At 70.6% G+C, this 17393-nt stretch carries 13 protein-coding genes; 4 read left to right on the plus strand and 9 right to left on the minus strand.

Going from position 1 to position 17393, the window contains the following annotated elements; all coding sequences use genetic code 11:
- Window positions 1-2: 2 nt before the first annotated feature.
- The 7 genes from E1287_RS28030 to E1287_RS28060 form a co-directional block, all read right to left on the minus strand.
- Complete coding sequence (locus E1287_RS28030; RefSeq protein ID WP_131968076.1) at window positions 3-965, minus strand: HAMP domain-containing sensor histidine kinase; 963 nt, start codon at window positions 963-965, stop codon at window positions 3-5.
- Window positions 966-990: 25 nt separating this feature from the next.
- The gene (locus tag E1287_RS28035; RefSeq protein ID WP_207934506.1) at window positions 991-1677 is read right to left on the minus strand and encodes a response regulator transcription factor; all 687 of its coding nucleotides are present in this window, start codon (window positions 1675-1677) and stop codon (window positions 991-993) included.
- A gap of 130 nt (window positions 1678-1807) precedes the next feature.
- The gene (locus E1287_RS28040; RefSeq protein WP_131968077.1) at window positions 1808-3139 is read right to left on the minus strand and encodes a cation:proton antiporter; all 1332 of its coding nucleotides are present in this window, start codon (window positions 3137-3139) and stop codon (window positions 1808-1810) included.
- On the minus strand, window positions 3111-4511 hold the full coding sequence (locus E1287_RS28045; protein ID WP_207934507.1) for a cytochrome P450: 1401 nt from the start codon (window positions 4509-4511) through the stop codon (window positions 3111-3113). The genes E1287_RS28040 and E1287_RS28045 overlap by 29 nt, the downstream gene beginning before the upstream one ends.
- Complete coding sequence (locus E1287_RS28050) at window positions 4508-5623, minus strand: alpha-hydroxy acid oxidase (RefSeq protein ID WP_131968078.1); 1116 nt, start codon at window positions 5621-5623, stop codon at window positions 4508-4510. The genes E1287_RS28045 and E1287_RS28050 overlap by 4 nt, the downstream gene beginning before the upstream one ends.
- A 2-nt stretch (window positions 5624-5625) precedes the next feature.
- The gene (locus tag E1287_RS28055; RefSeq protein WP_243719486.1) at window positions 5626-7200 is read right to left on the minus strand and encodes an NAD(P)-binding domain-containing protein; all 1575 of its coding nucleotides are present in this window, start codon (window positions 7198-7200) and stop codon (window positions 5626-5628) included.
- An 88-nt stretch (window positions 7201-7288) separates the two neighbouring features.
- Window positions 7289-8815: a long-chain fatty acid--CoA ligase gene (locus E1287_RS28060; RefSeq protein WP_131968079.1), complete on the minus strand. Its 1527-nt coding sequence runs from the start codon at window positions 8813-8815 to the stop codon at window positions 7289-7291.
- A 99-nt stretch (window positions 8816-8914) separates the two neighbouring features.
- Between E1287_RS28060 and E1287_RS28065 the strand changes: the two genes are divergently transcribed.
- Together E1287_RS28065 and E1287_RS28070 are read left to right on the plus strand one after the other, a co-directional pair.
- Window positions 8915-9601, plus strand: a complete 687-nt coding sequence (locus tag E1287_RS28065) for a sulfotransferase family protein (RefSeq protein WP_131968080.1) — start codon at window positions 8915-8917, stop codon at window positions 9599-9601.
- Between the two features lie 170 nt (window positions 9602-9771).
- Entirely contained in the window at window positions 9772-10458 is a 687-nt protein-coding gene (locus tag E1287_RS28070) for a sulfotransferase family protein (protein ID WP_131968081.1), read from the plus strand.
- A gap of 8 nt (window positions 10459-10466) precedes the next feature.
- On the opposite strand, the gene E1287_RS28075 is transcribed toward E1287_RS28070, so the two are convergent.
- The gene (locus tag E1287_RS28075; RefSeq protein ID WP_243719487.1) at window positions 10467-11903 is read right to left on the minus strand and encodes an APC family permease; all 1437 of its coding nucleotides are present in this window, start codon (window positions 11901-11903) and stop codon (window positions 10467-10469) included.
- A 100-nt stretch (window positions 11904-12003) separates the two neighbouring features.
- Entirely contained in the window at window positions 12004-13110 is a 1107-nt protein-coding gene (locus tag E1287_RS28080) for a substrate-binding domain-containing protein (RefSeq protein ID WP_131968082.1), read from the minus strand.
- A 51-nt stretch (window positions 13111-13161) separates the two neighbouring features.
- Here E1287_RS28080 and E1287_RS28085 point away from each other — a divergent pair, with 51 nt between their 5' ends.
- Complete coding sequence (locus E1287_RS28085; RefSeq protein ID WP_207934508.1) at window positions 13162-13620, plus strand: MarR family transcriptional regulator; 459 nt, start codon at window positions 13162-13164, stop codon at window positions 13618-13620.
- Between the two features lie 892 nt (window positions 13621-14512).
- Window positions 14513-17393, plus strand: a 2881-nt coding sequence (locus tag E1287_RS28090; protein WP_207934509.1) for an RHS repeat protein, incomplete at its 3' end; no start/stop codon positions are given.

The following is a 17393-nucleotide window of genomic DNA, read 5'->3' on the forward strand; positions in this document are numbered from 1 at the left end:
GTTTACGAAAACCCGTACGGTGCGGCCGGGAGGCGGACGGTGAACACCGCGCCGGCGCCTGGACGGCCGTCCGCGCTGATGGTGCCGCCGTGGCCGTCCACGACCTCGCGGGCGAGGGCGAGACCGAGCCCGAAACCGGACGGGCCGTCCGGGGCCGGGCCGTCGGGGGAACGGCGGAACAGGCGCTCGGCGTCCCGCGGGTCGAAGCCGTCGCCGTCGTCGCGGACGGTCAGCTCCACCGCCGCCCGCGTGCGGCGCACCGTCACCTGGACCCGGCCGCCCGGCGGCGTGTGCCGGAGCGCGTTGTCGACCAGCGCGGACAGCACCCGCCGCAGCGCCGGCTCCGACCCCCGGACGACGAGCCGCCCGCCGTCCCGGCCGACGCCGATCGTCACGCCGCGCTCCAGCGCCCGGGCCGACTCGGCCGCCGCCAGCTCGCCGGCGAGCGCGCCGAGGTCGACCGGGGCGGACGCGGCCGGGCAGCGTCCGAGCCGGGCCGCGACCAGTACGTCCTCGACGATCTCGCCGAGCTGGCGGGTGCCGGTGACGAGCCGGTCGACGTCGGCGGTGGCGTCCGTCCCGGTCCGCAGGCGGCGCGCGGCGAGCTGCGCGCGGGTGTGCAGTCGGGTCAGCGGGGCGCGCAGCTCGTGGCCGACGTCCGCGGCGAACCGGCGGCGGCGGGCGAGGGCGTTCTCCAGGGGCGCGAACGCCCGGCGGGCGATCGCGTGGCCGGTCAGCAGCGCGACGGGCAGGGCCGCGGCCTCCGCGGCGGCGATTCTCCGGCGGAGCCTGCGCCGGGCGGCGGCGTCGAGGTGGGCCGCCGCCTCGCGGTAGACGATCGCGCCGAGGGTGGTGAGCAGCAGGACGGCGGCCGCCGCGATCTGGACGGTGACGCGGCGCCGGGCCCGCGCCAGCAGCCGCCGGTCCGGATCGAGATCCGGCCCTTTCGCGTCCCGCCCCTTCACGTCCCGGCCCTTCGCGGCGTGCCGTTCACAGCTTGCCCAGGCGGTAGCCCACGCCCCGCACGGTGCGGACGACGTCCGCGCCGAGCTTGGCGCGCAGGTAGTAGACGTAGGTGTCCACGATCGACTCCGTCCTGGCCTCGTCGAACACCCGCTGCCGCAGCGAGGCGCGGGTGTGCACCTGGGCGGGGCGGGTCGCAAGCGCCATCAGCAGCCGCGCCTCCCGCCCGGACAGCTCCACGTGCTCGCCGGTCGGCAGGCTGACGAGCCGGGACCCCGGGTCGAGCCGGCCCGCGCCGAGCGGCAGCACCTGCGCCCGGTCGAGATGCCGGCGGTGCAGCGCCCGGACCCGGGCGAGCAGCTCGTCGATCTCGAACGGCTTGACGAGGTAGTCCTCGGCGCCCGCGTCCAGCCCGGCGACCCGGTCGGCGAGCGACCCGTACCCGGTCAGCACGAGCGCGGGCGCGGTGATGCCCCGGCCGCGCAGCCGGCGGAGCAGCTCGACGCCGTCGAGCACCGGCAGCCCGCGGTCGATGATCAGTGCGTCGTAGTCCCGGCTCAGCCCGAGATGCAGCCCGCGCTGGCCCTCGGCCGCGAGGTCGACCGCGTATCCCTGCTCGGCGAACAGACCGGCGAGCATCCGGGTGAGCTCGCGGTCGTCCTCGACGATCAACAGCCGGCGTGGCGGGTCGCCGGGGCCCGTTGGATCGGCCACGGTCCAACGCTCCCACCGCCGCCGCCGGGCGACCAGAGTCCGGACAGTATCGGACAATTTTCTTTAAATTTGAACCGAAGAGGCCCCGTGCTCGTCTTGGCGTGAACGCCCTCGGGGCGCGCCGGGGCCATCAGGCGGCCTGTGCGGCGGCCTCCTTCTGGTCCGGGACGAGGTCGCGCTCCAGCCGCTCCGGCAGCGCCAGCCGGTAGAGCGGGACGGCGCCCGCGGTCGTGATCACCGCGACGAGCACCAGCATCGCGAACAGCTCCCGGGTGATCATGCCCTGCGCCAGCCCGATGTTGATGAAGATGAGGATCATCAGGCCGCGCGCGTTCATCAGCCCGCCGACCGCGTAGGAGTCGCGCCACCCGAACCCGAGCCCGCGCATCGCGAACGCGCAGCCGAAGTACTTCCCGCAGAACCCCGCCGCCATGATCAGCAGGAAGGCGAGCAGCATCGTGGCGCCGGTGATGCCGGCGAGCTCGGTGTTCAGGCCGGAGAAGGCGAAGAACACCGGCAGCAGCAGCGTCGAGACGACGCCCATCATCCGCGCGTGCAGGGCCTCGCGGAAGGCCGGGTCGCGGGGCATGGCGAGCCCGGCGATGAACCCGCCGAACACCGAGTACACGCCGATCCAGTCGGTGATCCAGCCCGCCGTCATCGGCACGATGACGACGATGTACAGCGCGGTCGCGCTGAGCGTGCCCGTCCGGGCGACCTCCCGCCCCAGCGGGCGCAGCGCCCGGGCGACCACCAGCAGCATCACCGCCGCGAACACGGCCGCGAGCGCGATGGTGCGCAGCGCCGAGTCCGAGCCCGTGCCGAGATGCCACGCCGACAGGACGGCGAGCAGGCACCACGCCGCCGCGTCGTCGATGGACGCGGCCAGCAGCGACAGCCGTCCGAGCGGCGAGTTCTCCAGGCCCCGCTCGTACAGGATCCTGGCCAGCATCGGGAAAGCGGTCAGCGACAGCGCGCCACCGACGAACAGCGCGAACTGCCAGCGCCCGACGTCGTCCCGCGAGAGCGTGCCCCACAGCACCGCGCCGGCGGCGAAGCCGAGCACGAGCGACGGCAGGATCCCGGACAGGGCGAGCAGCGACGCGCGCCGTCCCTCACCCGGCGTCTGGGCGCTATGGTCCAGGCCCGCGCCGACGAGGAACATGTAGAGGGTCAGCCCGACGGTGCTCAGGATGTAGAGGATCGGGACGACCTCGTCCGGGAACACCTTCTCCTGCGCGTCCGGCCACACCTGCCCGAACAGCGTCGGGCCCAGCAGGACGCCGGCGACCATCTCGCCGAGGACGCGTGGCTGGCCGACCGTCCGCGCCAGGCGCCCGCACACGGCGGCGGCGAGCAGGATGACGATGAGGGCGGGCAGCACCTTCAGCGCCAGGTCGAGGTTCGGATCGACGGGCGCCGCCGCGAGCGCCTCAGCGGGTGCCGCTGCGAGAGGAAGCATGATCGGTCTCCAAGTGGGCGAAATGGCGTTCGCAGAGCCGCTGCCGGCGCGCGTCCCACACCATGTAGGTGCCGAGGACGAGCTGGACGAGGCTGCGCCACACGTCCTCGGCGCGGTCCCGCGCCCACATGAACAGCAGCGCGGCCCGGTGCGTCCAGGCGCGAGGGGCGAGGGGCGCGTGGCGGGGGACGAGCAGGCACGGCCCCCGGTTGGGCATCGACCTGGTGTGCGCGGCCGACGACGCGAGCGCGTACCGGCGCACGACCTCCCGCGCCGCGACCCGCATCGTGATCGGCGCGAGCCGCCAGGCCGGGCAGGGCCGGTTCGCGGCGATGCCGAACGGGATGTGGTTGAGGTCCTTGGCGGCCGGCCCGTCGCGGAACCTGTCCGGGTCGAAACGGCCCGGGTCGGCGAACCCGGCGCGGTGGAACTCGGGGTATCCGAAGCAGAGCACCGAGCCCTCCGGAATGGACGTCCCGTCGTCGAGGTCGATGTCGCCGGTGGTGATGCGGTGCGCGACGCCGAACAGCGGGTAGAGCCGCATCGCCTCCTGCATCACCGCGTCGAGGGCGCGGTCGTCGCCGGTGAGCGCGGTCGCCGCCGCGTCCGGGTGCCGCGCGAGGACCATCAGCAGGTGCGCCATCGCCTCCGACATCTGCACGACGGCCGTGTTGAAGAACGTTCCTTGCAGGTAGTAGGCGCGTTCCTCGTCGGACAGGCCGCTCGGCAGCGGATGGCGGACGTCGTCCAGCCGCCCGGCGAGGTAGCGGGTCAGGCGGTGGCGGCGGCTCATGTGGCGGAGCCCGCAGCACTTCAGCGCGGTGACGACGTCGTCCGCGTTCCCGACGATCAGGTCGCGGGCGGTCCGGGGGCAGGGCTCGCCGAACACCAGCTCGTAGTAGAACTCGGCCCAGACCGGCATCATCAGGTCGCGCAGCCGAACCAGCCGCGCCGCGTCTCCGCGCCCTGTTCCCTTGCGCAGGTCCTGCTCGCGCAGGACGCGGGTGACGCAGCGGTGCGCCAGCTCCTCCGCCTCGGCGCGCGGGACGGCGAGGTAGCGGCGCGTCGTCCGGGCGACCTCGTCGTAGCGCTCGCCCGCCTCCAGATGCTCCTGGTGGACGTGCGCGCCCGGCGACAGCCAGTACCAGAACAGGTCCGACAGCGCGGCGCCCTTGCTCCGCCCGCCCGCCGCCGGGTGCCCGTAGACCTCCCTGAAGCGTTCCACGCCGATCAGGTCGCCGGGGACGGCGATGCCCTCGTCGCCGTTGATGCGGGCGAACAGGCGTCCGCGCAGGGACACGATCCGGCCGGGCAGCCACCACGGCAGGCTCAGCACGGCGGCCACCGCGGCGACCGCGATCAGCGCCGTCACCACGGCCGCCTCAGCCGCCGCACCATGCCCGGCTCGAGGTCGCGGACGGACGCGACCCCGCACAGCGCCAGCGCCTCCTCGACCTCCGCCCGCAGGAGTTCCAGGACGCGGACGGCTCCCCTCTCGCCGTCCGCGCCCAGGCCCCAGACCACCGGCCGTCCGACCGCGACCGCGTCGGCGCCGAGCGCCAGCGCCTTCAGCACGTCGGTGCCGCGCCGGACGCCGCCGTCCAGCAGCACCGGCGCCGCGCCGCCCACCGCGGCCACGATCTCCGGCAGGACGTCGACGGTGGCCGGGACCGTGTCGAGCTGCCGGCCGCCGTGGTTCGAGACGATCAGCGCCGACACGCCGTGATCGAGCGCCGTCCGGGCGTCGGAGGGGTGCAGGACGCCCTTGAGCACGATCGGAAGGGAGGTCATCCCGGTGAGCCGCGCGATGTGGTCCCAGGAGATCGCGGGGGAGAACTCGATCGGGCGGACGCGGTCGCCGTCGCGCATGTTCTCGCAGCACAGGCCGTCGGGGAGGTCGTGGAAGCCGTTGCGCTCGTCCCGTCCGCGCGTGCCGAAGACCGGCGAGTCGACCGTGACGACCAGCGCGCCGCACCCGGCCGCCTCCGCGCGCCGGACGAGCGTCTCGGTGAACGCCATGTCCGGCTGGACGAAGAGCTGGAACCACAGCCGGGCCCCCGGCGCGGCGGCGGCCACGTCCTCGACGGCCACGGTCGAGGCCATGCTCACCATCATGATCGTCTCCGCGGCTGCCGCCGCCCGGGCCGTGGCCCGCTCGCCCTCGGGGTCGGCGAGCCGGTGGAACGCGGTCGGCGCCACCAGCACCGGCATGGACGCGCTCCCGCCCGGCGCGTCACCGAGCAGCGTGACGCCCAGCTCCGGCTTCTCCGCGCCGCGCAGGACGCGGGGGAGCAGCGCGAGCCGTCCGAACGCGGCCTCGTTGGCGCGCAGCGTGACCTCGTCGCCCGCGCCGCCCGCGAAGTAGTCGTAGTGCACCGGATCGAGGCGCTCGCGGGCGGCGGCCTCGAACTCCCGCACGCTCGCCGGCGGCGGTTTCGGCGGGCGCCCGGCGGCCGGTTCCGGCGGTGGGCTTGACGGCCGCATGGTCAGACCGGGGTGGACGCGGTCTGCCGGGCGAAGAACGCCCGCAGCGGCTCGGCGTGGACGTCCTCGGACGTCCACTCGTTCTCCAGGTTCTCGGTGACGTGGTGGACGGCCGTCACCGCCCCGTCCCGGTGATGCCGGACGATCGGATGCAGGTAGTGGCCCTCGTGCGCGTTGCCGGAGTCGCTCTGGCTGATCCGCGCGACCGAGACGTCGAACGGGTCGATCTTGTCGTGGTCGGGCCCGTAGTCCAGCGTGATCGTGAAGAAGCCGCCGGGCCCGGCGGCGGAGACGGGCGCGTCCCGGTAGTCGGCCGGCACCTCCTCCAGGTAGCGGGCGCCGCCCGCGTCGTCCAGGACGATCATGTCGGCGAGGACGCCGAACTGCTGCCAGAGCGCCGAGCTGCGGTTGACCCGGGCCAGCACCGCCGCCGCGAGTTCCTTCGGGTCGGTGGTGAGCTTCTGACCAGGCCACTCCGTGGCGTGGTAGCGGTGCTCCATGATGCGGTGCAGCGCGCGTGTGCCGTAGCGGAAGCCGTGGATGAAGCCGCTGGTCCCGTGCTTGAAGTCGCGTGACTGCGTCAGCGTCCCGGCGAAGAACAGGCCGGGGACGTTCACCGACTCGTACGCGGGCGTGAGCGCCGGGAACCTGCCGTTGATCGTCAGCTCCGGGCGGCAGCCGTCGCCGAACACCGAGGCGTCCACGCGGAACCCCGTGCAGACGATCACCCGGTCGTACGGGATGTCCTTGGTGACCTCGTCCACGCGGGTGAACGCGACCGTGGCGAGGTAGCCGCCGTCCGGCCGCCGCTCGATGCGGCGGACCTCGCCGTCCAGGATCGCGTTCTGCGACTTCAGCTGGTAGGTGTCGAGGAAATTGTTGTTGACGGCGCGCAGATGGCCGACGAAGTGCGTCCGCCACGCCAGCCGGAGGGAGCGCGGCCCGGCGACGTGGATCACCGCGGCCGACTCGATCAGGTTCTCCGCCGTCTCGAACGCGGAGTTCCCCTTGCCCAGGATCAGGACGCGCTTGTCCACGTACTCGGCGGGGTCGGTGGAATGGTCGCCGTACAGGTCGGCGGTCTCGATGCCCGGAATCGGCGGGACGTTCGCGCGGGTGAAGCCCGCCGCGATGATCAGCCGTTCGGCCGTCCGGGTCTCGCCCCGGTCGTCGATCACCTGAAAGCGGCCCTGGCCGTCCTTGGTGATGCTCACGGCCCGGGTGTTGTAGGCGATGTCGAGGTCGCAGCGCTCGGCGAAGTCGCTGAGATAGCGGACCATGTCGTCGGCGGCGGGGAAATAGCGGTCGCTATAGCGGGTGAACAGCAATTCCGGGTCGTCGGACAGCAGCGAGTTCCAGTCCATACGAAGGTTGAGCTCCGGGTCGTCCGTCCCGGTGTGCTTCTTGTTGCTGGAGATGAGCTGGCGGTGGCGCGGGAACGTCCGGAAGAACATTCCCGGCGCCGGACCCGCCTCCAGGATCAGATGCCTCCGCCCGGCCTTCTTGAGGAGGTGGCCCAGCTGCAGGCCGGCCGGCCCGGCGCCGATGACCAGGTAGTCCAGGGGTTGGTTCACCACGACACCCTCCACCGCGACGACGATGTGATTGAACGGTCAACCCAAGTGAAGGCGGCGAATCTCAGAGGTTGATCAGAAACGCGAGTCGTCAGCGGCCCGGGCGGACGATCTTGAGCAGGGCCCGCTTGTCGGGCTTGCCGCCGGCGTCGGCTGGCACGGCGGGCACGATGGTGATCGTCTGCGGGACGCTGTCCTCGCCGAGTTCGTCCTGGACGAGCGCTGCCATCTCCTTCAGCGCCGTGCCGTCGGGGGAGCGTTCCGACGCCGGGATGATGAACGCGTGGACGGCTTCGCCGGTGCGCTCGTCCGGCGCCCCGACCACGTACGCCTCGGCGACGTCCGGATGCCCGGCCAGCACCCGCTCGATCGGGCCCGCGTACACCACCATCGCGTTGACCATCACGGCCTCGCGGGTGCGGCCGTCGAGGTGGAGGTAGCCGTCCGCGTCGAGATGGCCGAGGTCGCGGGTGCGGACCCAGCCGTCCCGGAGCGTGTCGCGGTTCTCCTCCGGGTCGTCCCAGTAGCGCGTCATCATGTACGGGCTGCGGACGTGGATCTCGCCCGTCCGCCCCCGGCCGATCTCGCTCTCGGCGTCGTCGCGGACGCTGATCTCGACACCCGGGTGCGGACGTCCGACCGACGCCAGACGGCCCGCCGCGATGTCGGCGGGCGTCAGCATCGAGATCGAGCCCGCCTCCGTCTGCCCGTACCCGTTGTAGACGACCGGTCCGAGCCGCTCCACCGCCTCCGCCAGCCGGTGCGGGCCGAGCGGTGACCCCGACACCATCAGCGCGCGCAGGCTGCTCACGTCGGCAGGGTCGTCCCGGAGGAGGTCGAGCATCTGTCCCAGGCGCGGGACGGTCACGATCGATCCGGTGATCCCGTGGCGCTCGATCGCGTACGGGAAGATCGGGCGGCCGTCGTCCTCGGGGATCACGGCGGTGCCGCCGCCCAGCAGGCACGGCGCGACGAACTCGAACACGACCATGCTGGCCAGCGTCCCGAACAGCATGTACCGCTCGAACGCCTCGGCGAACCCGGCGGCGACCGGGCCCCAGACGCGCGGCTGCCACGCCCAGTGCTCGCTCAACGCCCGGTAGGTGACCGCGCAGCCTTTGGGACGTCCGGTGCTGCCGCTGGTGAAGGCCAGCAGGGCCACATCGTCGGGCCGGGCGGTGATGTCGAGCGTCGCGGTATCCGGGCCGTCCAGGAGGTCGCGTGCGTTGAAAGCCGTCCCGCCGAGCGACAGGATGGGCGTCGGGCCGGCGGCTTCCAGGAGGTCCGGCGACGCGGTCTCCGGATCGATGAGGAGGGCGTCGACGTCCATTCCGAGCACGTGCGCGAGCTGCCCTGCGGCGTACCCCGGCCGGACGCCGACGACGCGGCAGCCGACCACGTGCGCGGCGATGTGCGCGGCGAACGCCTCCGGTGAGACGGACGTACGGACCGCGAGCCCGTCGCCAGGGCCGAGCCCCGCGTCCTTCAAACCGGTCGCCAGCATGCCGATGAGCTGCAGCAACTCGTCCCGGGAGACGACCCGTCCGGCATGCTCGAACGCCGCGGTGCCCGGCGACTCGCGCAGCGCGTCAAGAAGGGATCCCGGAAAAAGACTCATTGCCCGACTCCTCGATTACGCCCACAATGCGGTTCGTCCATCGCAATGTAGGCGGCAAGGATCAGAGGCCGATCAGAAGAACGTTCGGATGGAGGCGCCATGAAGGTGATCGGCGCGGGTTTCGGCAGGACGGGCACCGCCTCCCTGAAGGCTGCCTTGGAACGGCTCGACTTCGGCCCCTGCTATCACATGTCGTCCGTCATCGCGGAGCCGCGCCGCATCCGGCAATGGCTCGACATCGGCGAGGGGCACGCGGCCGACTGGAACGACGTGTTCGCCGGGTACCGGTCGGCGCTGGACTGGCCCGCCTCGTCCTATTGGCGGGAACTCGCCGACCACTATCCCGACGCGAAGGTGGTCCTGACCGTCCGCGACCCTGAGCGGTGGTACGACAGCGTCGCGTCCACGATCTTCGCCCGCGCTCTGGCGGAACGGCGGCTGCCGCTGCGGCGGAGGATCGTCCGATGGCTGGTCAAGCGGCGGTCGCCGGACTTCGCGCTCTATCCCCGCATGGCCCGGGCAACGGTCATGGACCGGGTGTTCGGTGGGCGCATCGACGACCGCGACCACGTCCTCGACGTCTTCGACCGGCACATCGCCGAGGTCAAGGCCGCGATCCCGGACGGGCGGCTGCTGGTCTTCGACGTCGCGGAGGGCTGGGGGCCGCTGTGCGCGTTCCTCGGCGTCCCCGTCCCGGACGAGCCGTTCCCGCAGTCGAACGAGCGCGCCGCCTGGCACGGCAAACGCCCGCGCCGCCTGGCCCGCCTGATCCTCCGCGGCCGCTGACCGCCGTTCCGGACGGCCCGTCCAGAAGTGGTCGGAAGTAGATCATTGCCGTATTCTTCGCGTCTACCGACAATTCTGTGCGATCACCGCGAACGCGGACGGTACGGATCACAGACGGTTCGGATAACGAACGGTGCGGATCACACGCGGATCAGCGGAACGGAGTCGCGATGAAGGTGCTGGGAGCGGGCTTCGGACGGACCGGCACGGCCTCCCTCCAGACCGCGCTGGAACAGCTCGGCTTCGGCCCCTGCTACCACATGTGGGGCGTCATCTCGGAACCGCACCGCATCCGGCACTGGCTCGACACGGAGGACGGCGGAGACCCTGACTGGGACGAGGTCTTCGCCGGATACGCGTCGGCGGTGGACTGGCCGGCGGCGTCCTACTGGCGGGAACTCGCCGATCATTACCCGGACGCGAAGGTGGTCCTGACCGTCCGCGACCCCGCACGGTGGTACGACAGCATCTCGTCCACGATCTTCGACCACATCCAGGGGGAGCGCCGGCCGTCGCCGCGGCAGCGGATCGTCCGGTGGCTGGTGGCGCGGCGGTCACCGGACCTCGCCCGCCTCAACGACCTCGTCGAGACGACCATCGTGGACCGCGCGTTCGGCGGGCGCATCGAGGACCGCGACCACGTCCTCGACGTCTTCCACCGGCACGTCGCCGAGGTCAAGGCCGCGATCCCGGACGGGCGGCTGCTGGTCTTCGACGTCGCGGAGGGGTGGGAGCCGCTGTGCGCGTTCCTCGGCGTCCCCGTCCCGGACGGGCCCTTCCCGCGGTCCAACGATCGCGCCGAGTTCCACCGCCATCTGTCCGGCCGGCTCCGCAGAGTCATCCTTCACGGCAGCTGACCGGGAAGTCACCCGTCGCGGTCTTCCTTGCCGCCGTCGCCCGCGATGCCCGACAGCGTCGGACGGCGGTGCATGGCCAGCAGCACGATCAGCACGACGACGCCGATGCCGAGCCAGATGAACCCGAGCTCCTGCGCGGCGACGTCCGCGTTGTAGACGACGTAGCCGAGGAAGCAGAAGCCGACCACTGGCACGATCAGATGGGCCCACCAGTTCCGGCTTCTCGACCGCACCACGTAGTGGACGACGACCGAAACGTGCAATGTCAGGAAGGCCGTCATCGCACCGAAGTTGACCAGCGAGCTGAGCAGCGTGATGCCGTCGTCCCGCTGCTCCATGTAGAGGCCGAGGGCCAGCGAGATGATGGCGACCAGCAGCGTCGCGTTCACCGGCACCTGCCGCTTGGCGTGCACCTTGGCGAGGAAGCCGGGCAGCTGCCTGTCGCGCGCCATGGCGTACAGCAGCCGGGACGTCGCGGCCTGCGCGACCAGGGAGTTGGCGAACCCCCATGCGATCGCGGTGGCCGCTGCGGTGAGCTTGGCCAGCCAGACCCCGCCCGCGACATCGGCGGCGTCGTAGAAGGAGGTGCCCTCGGGGTCGCCGTCCGAGATCAGCTTGTCCGGGTTTTCCACGAGCAGCGACGCCACCCAGGTCTGGACGATGAACAGCACGCCGACCAGCAGCAGCGCGGCCACCATCGACCGTCCGATGGCGCGGGCGGACTCGCGGTTCTCCTCCGCCAGCGTCGAGATGCCGTCGAAGCCCAGGAAGCTCAATACCGCGATCGACACGGCGCCGAACACCAGGCTCCACGAGAACGTCTCGTCGTTGAAGATCGGCGTGAGGCTCCCGCCGTCGTGCCCCTTGCCCTGGGCCAGCGCCACGACGCCGACCACCAGGAAGATCGTCAGGACGATCAGCTCGGCGACCAGCATGATGCGGGTGATCCGCGCGGTCATCTCGATGCCGAAGAAGTTGACGGCCGTGTTGAGGATGACGAAGCCGACGAGCCAGAGCCACACCGGGACGTCCGGCACGAGCGAGTTCATCGCCACGCCCGCGATCAGGTACAGCAGCGCCGGGACCAGCACGTAGTCGAGAAAGATCATCCACCCGGCGAGGAACCCGACCGGCTGCGTGATGCCGCGTCCGGCGTAGGTGTAGACGGAGCCCGCCATCGGGAACGCCCGCGCCATCTGCCAGTACGACCCCGCGGTGAACAGCATGACCAGCATCCCGACCGCGTACGCGAGCGCGACCATGCCGCCCGAGCCCTGGAAGACGCTGCCGAAGATCCCGAACGGGGCGATCGGGACCATGAAGACCAGCCCGTAGACGACCAGGTCCTTGAACCCGAGCGACCGCCGCAGCTCCTGCTTGTACCCGTAGCGCTCGATGCTTTCAGGACCTTCTCGACCTTCCGGCCGCGCTTCCTCGACGGTCACGGTGTCCTCCTTCGCCGCGAGGAGTACCGGGAACCCCGCGGATCCAGCGCGCAGCCTAGAATCATTCTTTTCAAATGAAAAGCTTTTACTCGAAAAGACCTCAGAGCCGGGTGATCACGGTCAGGTCGAGGCCGTCCGCCCTGGCCAGAAACCCGCCCGTCCGCGGCGGCCCCAGCGGCGCGCACGCCCAGCTCCGCGGATCTCCCGCACCCGCGAGGAGCCGCTCGGACGCCGCCTTGGCCCGCCGCGCGCTCAGCACCCCCGTGGCCGCGAGCGCCACCAGCAGATGGACGCCGTCGTAACACCCCTCCGCATAGGCGTCGAGAACGGGACCGCTCGGCCCGAACACCGCCCGATGCCGCTCCGCCAGGGCGATCCGCCGCTCGTCCCCCTGCCCGGCGAACGACCGCATCGCCGAATACAGCTCCCCGCTGTCGTCGCCGCCCCCAGCCAGCAACACGTTCTCCTCCAGCGCCCCGGACAACCGCACCACCCGCCCTGCAAGCCGCGACGCGGAGAACACCCGATTGAAGACAGCAAGATCCCGCCCGACCAGGCTGAGAAGCACAGCCTCGGCACGGACCTGCCTTAGCTCCTCCACAAGCCGCTCAAAGCCCGCTTCCCCGTCCGCCCACGGAAACGGTACGAGCCGCTCGTACACCACGTCCGCCCCCAGCGCCCGAACCACCCGCGAGGCCGCCCGATGCACCGACCGCGGCCAGATGTAGTCGTTCCCGATCAGCGCCCACCGCCGCAGCCTCAGCCGCTCGCTCAACCACCGCACCGCCGGACCGAGCTGCCGCGCCGGCTCGTCGCCGAGCAGCACCACACCGTCTCCCCGCGGCCCCCCTTCATGCGGAGGCGTGAACACATAAGGCACCCGTTCGCGCAACGCCACGTCCAGCGCCCTGTGCACATCACTCGTGTGAAACCCGACGAACGCGTCCACCAGCCCCGCGTCCGCCAGCAGCCGCGCCTCCGCCGCCACCGCTCCCGGCGCCCGTCCGGCATCGACGGGCACAAGCTCAACCCCGAGCCCAGCCGCGTTGACCTCGGACGCAGCCAGATAGGCCGCACTCAACCCCGACGGCCCGGTCAACCCGAGCGGCCCAGACAACGGCAGCAGCAACACCAACCGCAGCACCGAGGCGTCCGGCCCGGAGACCAATAGCTCCGCGCTGTCCCGCAGTACCACCGAACCGTCCATGACCTGGCAAGTATGCTCTCGGCAGGGCGGCCGGGCGAGGGAGGGCACAGCGTGGCCGAGCGGCGACACGACACGACTCTGGACCGGACGGCGAACACCGAACTCGTCGACCTCCTCACCCGCACCCAACGCGCCCTCGCCCGCGACCTGGGCGCCTTCCTCGACGAGGAGAACACGTCCGTCGAGCAATGGCGCGTCCTGCGCACCCTGGCCCGAGCCGACGACATCTCAATGGGCGAACTAGCGGTCATAGTCGAAATCCCGCATCCGACCCTGACCCGCATAGTCGACTCGCTGGCCGACTCGGCCTACCTGTACCGCTCCCAGTCGTCCCGCGACCGCCGCCGAGTCTCCGTCCACGTCTCAGACCTGGGCCGCACCAAACTAGCCCGCCTGGAATCCCTAGCCCGCACCCACGAACAAACCCTCACCACCAAACACGGCCACGAAACAATCCGTGGCCTAACGACCCTCCTGACCCGTCTCCAGAACACCCCGCGCTTCCCCTGAAGCCGGTCCAGCCCGCGAACCGCGCAATTCTGCACACTGGCAAGCCGGCGAATCCCGTTTGCGGGCACATGCTTGATTGTGCGGTGATCGGTATTGGCCGCGAGGCAACGGTGGTCCTCCTCGTTTACGGCAACTCCTGACGTTCTGCTCGTCCCGGTGGTTTTCCCGAGACCAGAGACGGGTCAGAAACCCGTCCTGCAGGCATGGTCGGGACCCGGCTCCGCGCCCCGTTCCGCCCCGGCTCCGATCGGCTTCGGGCTTGATGCGAGCGCTATTCGAGGTCAGACGATGGGCAGCTATTAATTCTCTGTCCACAACCTCTATTTTGAAATGTCCCTTTTGTATATTGGTCTGATGAAGATGTTAGTATCTGATCACCCCCGCGACATGACCACAATTTCGTCTCACCTGTGCTGATGCGTTTAATTGGGGGTTGTTGTGAGGGGTTCTCGTCGGACGGCCGTTCCTCATGGGTAGGCGCGGTGGTCCGCGCGGACGGGGCGGTGCCAGAGGCGGCCGGGCGGCCCGTGGCGTGTTCGGGAAGATGGCCGGTGACTTCTTCCCGGCCCCCAAGCGGCGCGGACGCGGCCGTGGGGGAGCGCCGAGTCCGAACGGCCGTAGTCCCGGCAGCCGGGGTGGTCCCCGTGACGGCGGTCGCCGGAACGGCAGCCCGCAGTCGCAGGCGCGTCCCACCGAAAATACGCCCAAGGGCGGCGACCCGATCAGCATCGTCACCGGGGATGTGCTGTTGTCGCAGGTGGACGTGTCCTTACCGGGCGTCCTGCCGCTGCTTCTGGAGCGGACGCACATCTCCTCCTACCGAGCGGGCGGCTGGTTCGGTGTCTCCTGGGGCTCCACCCTCGACCAGGCCCTCGAACTCGACAGCGAGGGCGTGCATTTCCTCGGCGCGGACGCCACCGTCCGCACGTATCCGCAATATCTGGTGCCGAACGTCGCGTTCATGCCGAGCACCGGGCCTCGCCATCCGCTGACCCTCACCTCCGACGGCGGCTACACCCTCACCGACCCGTATTCGGGACGCACATTGCATTTCCCCGAACCGGGTGAGGAGATGGGCTGGTCCCGGCTGCCGCTGACCGCGGTCACCGACCGCAATGGCAATCGCATCGACCTGCTCTACGAGGACCAGATCCTGACCGAGATCCGTCATTCGGGCGGTTACCGCATCCTCATCGACACCGCTCCCACCGACACCGGCGACCGTTGCATCACCGCACTGCGGACCCTGGACGGGACCGGCCTGGTCCGGTTCGGTTACAGCGGCGTCGGCGACCTTACCGAGGTCTACGACTCCTCGAACGTCCCGCAGCGCTTCAGCTACGACGACGAGCACCGGCTGACCGGGTGGGTGGACCGCAACCAGCATTGGTACCGCTACACCTACGACGAACAAGGTCGCGCCGTACGCGGCGAAGGCTCCGAAGGCCGTCTGAACACGACGTTCACCTATGATCCGGACAATCGCCGCACTCTGGTCACCGACGCTCTGGGGCACACGACGACCCACCGCTACAACCAGTACGGCCAGGTCGTCGAGGAGACCGACCCGCTCGGCAATATCACTCGCTCCGAATGGGATGAGTACGACCGGCTGCTGTCACGTACCGACCCCCTCGGCCACACAACGCGGTACAGCCATGATGAGCGCGGCAACCTCACCGGCGTCGCCTACCCCGATGGAACATCCAGCCTGACCGAGTACAACGAGCTGAACCGGCCAGTCCAATGGATCTGGCCGGACGGGAACACATGGCGGTGGCAGTACGACGAGCGCGGCAACCTCGCCGCCGAGACCGACCCCACCGGGGCGGTCACCACCTTCGCGTACGACGAGCGCGGCGGGCTGGTCTCGGCGACCGATGCGCTCGGCCACACCACCCGCGCCGACCTCAACGAGGCCGGCCTGCCGATCACGATCACCGACGCATCCGGCGCCGCCTCCCACCGCACCTACGACGCGATGGGCCGCCTGACCGATTTCATCGACCCGACCGGCGCGCGCACCGCACTCACCTGGACCATCGAGGGACGACCCGCCTCGATGACCTTCCCGGACGGGACGATCGAGCGGTGGCGTTATGACGGTGAAGGCAACCGGGTCGAGCACATCGACCCCCTCGGCCAGACCACCCGTACCGAATACGGTCCCCTCGACCTGCCCACGGCGGTGATCCGCTCGGACGGATCGACCCTGACCTTCACCCACGACGCCGAACGGCGACTCGCGACCGTCACCAACGACGCTGGCCTGACCTGGCAATACACGTACGATTCGGCGGGACGCCTGACCGGCGAGACCGACTTCAACGGCCGCACGCTCAGCTACACACTCGACGCCGCAGGACGCGTCACCGCCCGCACCAACGGTGTCGGCCAGACCGTCACCTACACTCGCGATCCGCTCGGCAACCCGCTGGAGAAAACGTCCGGCGACCAGGTCACCACTTACGCCTACGACCCGATGGGCGGCCTCGTCCGTGCAACCGGTCCCGACACCGACCTGCGACTGGACCGCGATCCGCTCGGCCGCATCCTCACCGAGACCGTCAACGGCACCGCCACCTCCTACACCCGCGATCCGCTCGGCCGCGTCCGTACCCGCCGCACCCCGTCCGGCGCCGAGGAAGCCTGGACCTACACTCCCACCGGCATCCCCGCCCAGCTCACCACCGGCGGGCATGCGCTCACCTTCACCCATGATCCCGCGGGCCGCGAAACCGGCCGCCGCATAGGCGCCGGCACTGCCCTGGCCCAGCAATGGGACACTGCGGGCCGACTCACCACCCAAACCCTGTGGGGCGCCCCCGCCCCGGGCACCGACCAGGCTCGCCTACTGCAGCACCGCACCTACGCTTACCGTCCCGACGGCAATCTCACCGGCGTCACCGACCGGCTCACCGGCGACCGCACCTACACACTGGACCCTTTCGGCCGGATCACCACCGTCACCGTCCAAGAGTGGACCGAACGCTATGCATACGATTCCGCCGGCAACCTGAGCCGCGCCGACCAGGCCACCTCGGAAGACGCTGGCGAATCCGGCCCGCGTGAATACACCGGCACCCTGATCCGCCGCGCCGGACGCACCCGCTACGAACACGACGCGCAAGGCCGCATCGTCCTGCGTGAACGAGTCACTCTGTCCGGCAAACGCCGTACGTGGCGGTTCCACTGGGACGCCGACGACCGCCTCACCTCCGCCGAAACACCCGGTGGCTCACGCTGGCGCTATCAGTACGATCCCTTCGGCCGCCGCATCGCCAAGCACCAGTACGCGCCCGACGGCACCACGCTCCTGCAGACCTACACCTACGCCTGGGACGGCACCCGCCTCGCCGAGCAGGTCCACCACATCCACACCCAGAACCAAGCCCCGCGCACCACCACCTGGACCTACCGGCCGGGCACCCACGCACCGCTCACCCAAACCGAGCGCCTCCCCGCTGCTGCCGCGCCCCAAGAATGGATCGACCACCAGTTCCACGCCATCATCACCGACCTGGTCGGCGCCCCCACAGAACTCATCGATGCGAGCGGCACCGTCATCCCCATCGCTCTGAACACTTGGGGCGCGAGCAATGCGGACCGACCGCCGCCCTGTCCTCTGCGCTTGCCAGGCCAATATCACGACCCCGAAACGGGCCTCCACTACAATTACCGCCGCTATTACGACCCTTCCACAGCCGGATACAGCAGCCCTGATCCCCTCGGTCTGGCACCCCAACCCAACCCTCACGCCTACGTCCCCAACC

Origin of the sequence: Actinomadura sp. KC06, assembly GCF_004348735.1 — a bacterium.
Taxonomy (GTDB): Bacteria; Actinomycetota; Actinomycetes; order Streptosporangiales; family Streptosporangiaceae; genus Spirillospora.